We start from the raw sequence: 3,618 nt of genomic DNA, 5'->3' as shown, positions 1-3,618 counted from the left end.
GGGGTGCTGCGCGACGCCGGGGGACGCCGGGGCCCGCTTTCGCCGCGGCCAGGTTGGCGCTGCTGCCCCTGCCGGGCGCGGCGCAGGCCGCCGCGCCCGCGCCCGTCGTCACGGCCACCGTGCCGGTGGCGCCCTACCCGGCCGGGGTCGCGCTCACCCCGGACGGCGCCCGGGCGTACGTGACCAGCCAGAGCAGCGGCACGGTGAGCGTGCTCGACACCGCGGGCGGCACGGTGACGGGCAGCTTCACCGACGGCACCGGGTCCTACGCGGTCGCGCTCTCGCCGGACGGAGGCCGCGCCTACCTGACGCACCACCTGGACAACACCGTCAGCATCGTCGACACGGCCACCAACACCGTCTCCGCGACCGTCCCGGTCGGCACCCAGCCGTGGGGCCTCGCCCTGTCGGCGGACGGCTCGCGGGCGTACGTCGCCAACGCCGGGGCCAACACCGTGAGCGTGCTGGACACGGCGGCGAAGGCGGTCACCGCGACCGTGCCGGTGGGCGCCGAGCCGCACGGGGTCGCCGTCTCCCGGGACGGCAAGAAGGTCTACGTCGCCGCGTCGAGCGGGCAGGCGGTGAACGTGATCGACACCGCGAGCAACACGGTGAGCGCCACGGTCCCGGTCGGCCACGGCGCCTTCGGCCTGGCCCTGAGCCCGGACGGCAGCAGACTGTGGGCCGCCAACGGTGACGACAAGACGGTCAGCGTGATCGACACCACCACCAACGCCGTGGTCTCCGCGGTCACCGTGGGCGCCAACCCGTACGCCGTCACCCTCTCCCCGGACGGTGCCACGGCGTACGTCTCCAACTACACCGACAACACGGTCAGTGCGGTGGACACCGCGAGCCGCACCGTCACCGCGACCGTCCCGGTCGGCACGGCGCCCTACAGCCTCGCCGTCAGCGCCGACGGGCGGCGCGGCTACCTCGCCGACTTCACCGCCAACGCCGTCAGCGTGCTGAACTTCCCGCTGCCCGTGCCCGTCGTCACCGGGATCAGCCCGGCCACCGGCTCGCAGGTCGGCGGCACCACGGTCACGATCACCGGCACCGACCTGGCCGGCGCGACGGCGGTGAGCTTCGGCGCGGCCGGCAACGCCCCCGCCTTCAGCTGCACCAAGACCGGCTGCACCGCGACGGCCCCGGCCACCACGGCCACCGGCCCGGTCGACGTCCAGGTCACCACGCCCGGCGGCACCAGCGCGGCGGTGGCCGCCGACCGCTTCACCTACGCCGCTGCCAGTGCCCACCTGGGCGTCGCGCTCGCCGCCACGCCGGTGACCGGCCTGGCCGGCGGCCGGGTCGACTACACGATCACGCTCACCGGCCAGGGTCCCGACCCGGTCACCGCCGCCACCGTCGGCGCCGCCCTGCCGCCCGGTCTGCCCGCGACCTCCAGCGACTGCGCGGTCGCGAACGGCCAGCTCACCTGCACGCTCGCCGCCCCGCTGGCCAAGGGCGCGACCACCACGCGGCACTTCTCGGTCGGGCTCGGACTGTTCAGCGGCGTCCAGAACTTCGCCGTCACGGCCTCCCGCACCTCCGGGACGCCGGCCGACCCGTCGCCCGCCACCGCCCGGGACACCCGTAGCTGCACGGCGGTCTTCGCACTGCTGATCACCTGCAGCTGATCCACGAGCACGAGCGGCCCCGCCACCCGGAGGGAGGCGGGGCCTGCGCTTTCGCCTGCGCTGGACGAAACGTCCAGACTGGACGTACAGTCCAAACATGCCCGCCGAATCCCCCGACCCGCGCCTGCGGACCTGGTCACCGGTCTGCCGCGCGGTGGCCCTGCTCCTCGGGCCCTACGCCGAGGTGGTCCTGCACGACGCCGCGACCGACACCGTGCTCGGCATCTGGAACCCGATGTCCGCCCGCGCCCCCGGCGACCCGTCCCTCCTCGGCGAGCTCGACGAACTCGAACCGGCCGCCGACGGTGTCTACGGCCCCTACGAGAAGCTGCTGCCCGACGGCCGCCGCCTCTCCTCCGTCAGCGCCGTCCTGGCCGACGACGCCGGGCGGCCCTCGGCGGTGCTCTGCGTCAACCTCGACCGCGGCCCGCTCGAACAGGCCGCCGCGCTGCTGGCCGGCTTCGCCGCCCCCACCGCCCCGCGCCCCGAGCCCCTCTTCGAGCGGGACTGGACCGAGCGCATGAACGACGTCATCGGCGGTTACGTCCGCGCCCACGGCCGCCCGCTCGAACGCTTCGGCCGCGAGGACCGCCTCGCCGTCCTGCGCGAGCTCGACGCCGCCGGCGTGCTCGCCGTGCGCCGCGCCGTCCCCGCCGTCGCCACCGCGCTGCGGGTGTCCCGCTCGACCGTCTACACCCTGCTGACCGACCTCAAGCACGAGAGCGAGGCCTGAGCACGATGACCAGGCTCCCCGACTTCCGCCTCGAAACCTACTTCTCCCGCTGGGAGTTCACCGCTCGCCACCACCTCACCGCCTCCGACGCGGAGACGATGACGATGGCCGAACTCCTCGCCCTCGCCGATCCCGAGGACCGGAAGGCCTGGGACACCCTCGCCCTCGGTTACACCGAGACCTTCGGCGACCCGGGGCTGCGCCGCGCGATCGCCGGCATGTACGAGGAGGTCGACGCCGACGACGTCGTCTGCTTCGGCGGCGCCCAGGAGGGCCTCAACCTGGCCATGCAGGTGCTCCTCGAACCGGGCGACCACGCCGTGGTGATCACGCCCAACTACCAGTCCGCGGAGACGGTCCCGCTCTCGATCTGCGAGGTCACCGGCGTCGCCCTGGACGAGCGGCAGGACTGGGCGCTCGACGTCGACGCCGTCGAGGCCGCGCTGCGCCCGAACACCCGGGTCGTCTCGGTCAACTTCCCCAACAACCCGACCGGTGCGCTGATCGACGCGGCCGACCTGCGCCGCCTGGCCGAACTCTGCGACGAGCGCGGCATCCGCCTGTTCTCCGACGAGGTCTACCGCGGCCTGGAGCGCGACCCGGCCCGCATCCTGCCGCAGGCCGCCGACCTCTCCGCGCGCGCCCTCTCGCTCAACGTCACGTCCAAGTCGCTCGGCCTGCCGGGCCTGCGGATCGGCTGGATCGCCTGCCGGGACCGGGAGCTGCTCTCCCGGCTGGAGCGGGCCAAGCACTACACCACGATCTGCAACTCGGCGCCGAGCGAGGTGCTGGCCCGGATCGCGATCAAGGCGCGCGAGCCGATCCTGGCCCGCAACCGCGCCCTCATCGCCGCCAACCTCCCGCGGTTCGACGCGTTCTTCGCCGAGTTCGCCGACCTCTTCGAGTGGCGCGCCCCCGAGGGCGGCTGCGTCGCCTTCCCCCGCTACCTCGGGGCGGACGGCGTCGAGGAGTTCTGCACCGGCCTGGTCGAACAGGCCGGCGTCCTGCTGCTGCCCGCGAGCATGTACCGCTCGGAGCTGACACCGACCCCGGCCGACCGCTTCCGCGTCGGCGTCGGCCGCCGCGACCCCGGCCCGGCGCTGGAGGCCTTCGCGCACTGGCTGCGCACGCGGCGGTAGGGCCCGGTCAACGGCGGCGGGGGGGGGGGCGGGGGGGGGGGTGGGGCGGGGCGGCCGCCCCGCGCGCAGCCAAGCGCGGGGGGTCAGGGGAAGAGAGGGGGCGGAG

General features: G+C 74.8%; 3 protein-coding genes. All 3 read left to right on the top strand.

Annotated elements, in window-relative coordinates; all coding sequences use genetic code 11:
• Positions 1 to 1,640: beta-propeller fold lactonase family protein (locus tag ACFV4G_RS41415; protein ID WP_380448433.1), on the top strand; the 1,640-nt coding region annotated here is incomplete at its 5' end.
• Between the two features lie 97 nt (positions 1,641 to 1,737).
• Complete coding sequence (locus ACFV4G_RS41410) at positions 1,738 to 2,373, top strand: transcriptional regulator (RefSeq protein WP_380448431.1); 636 nt, start codon at positions 1,738 to 1,740, stop codon at positions 2,371 to 2,373.
• Between the two features lie 5 nt (positions 2,374 to 2,378).
• Positions 2,379 to 3,512: an aminotransferase class I/II-fold pyridoxal phosphate-dependent enzyme gene (locus ACFV4G_RS41405; protein WP_380448429.1), complete on the top strand. Its 1,134-nt coding sequence runs from the start codon at positions 2,379 to 2,381 to the stop codon at positions 3,510 to 3,512.
• The last annotated feature ends 106 nt before the right edge of the window (positions 3,513 to 3,618 follow it).

This window comes from Kitasatospora sp. NPDC059747 (assembly GCF_042732955.1).
Taxonomy (GTDB): Bacteria; Actinomycetota; Actinomycetes; order Streptomycetales; family Streptomycetaceae; genus Kitasatospora.
The sequence above is the reverse complement of the archived record's forward strand: the minus strand, read 5'-3'. Positions and strand labels throughout refer to the sequence as shown.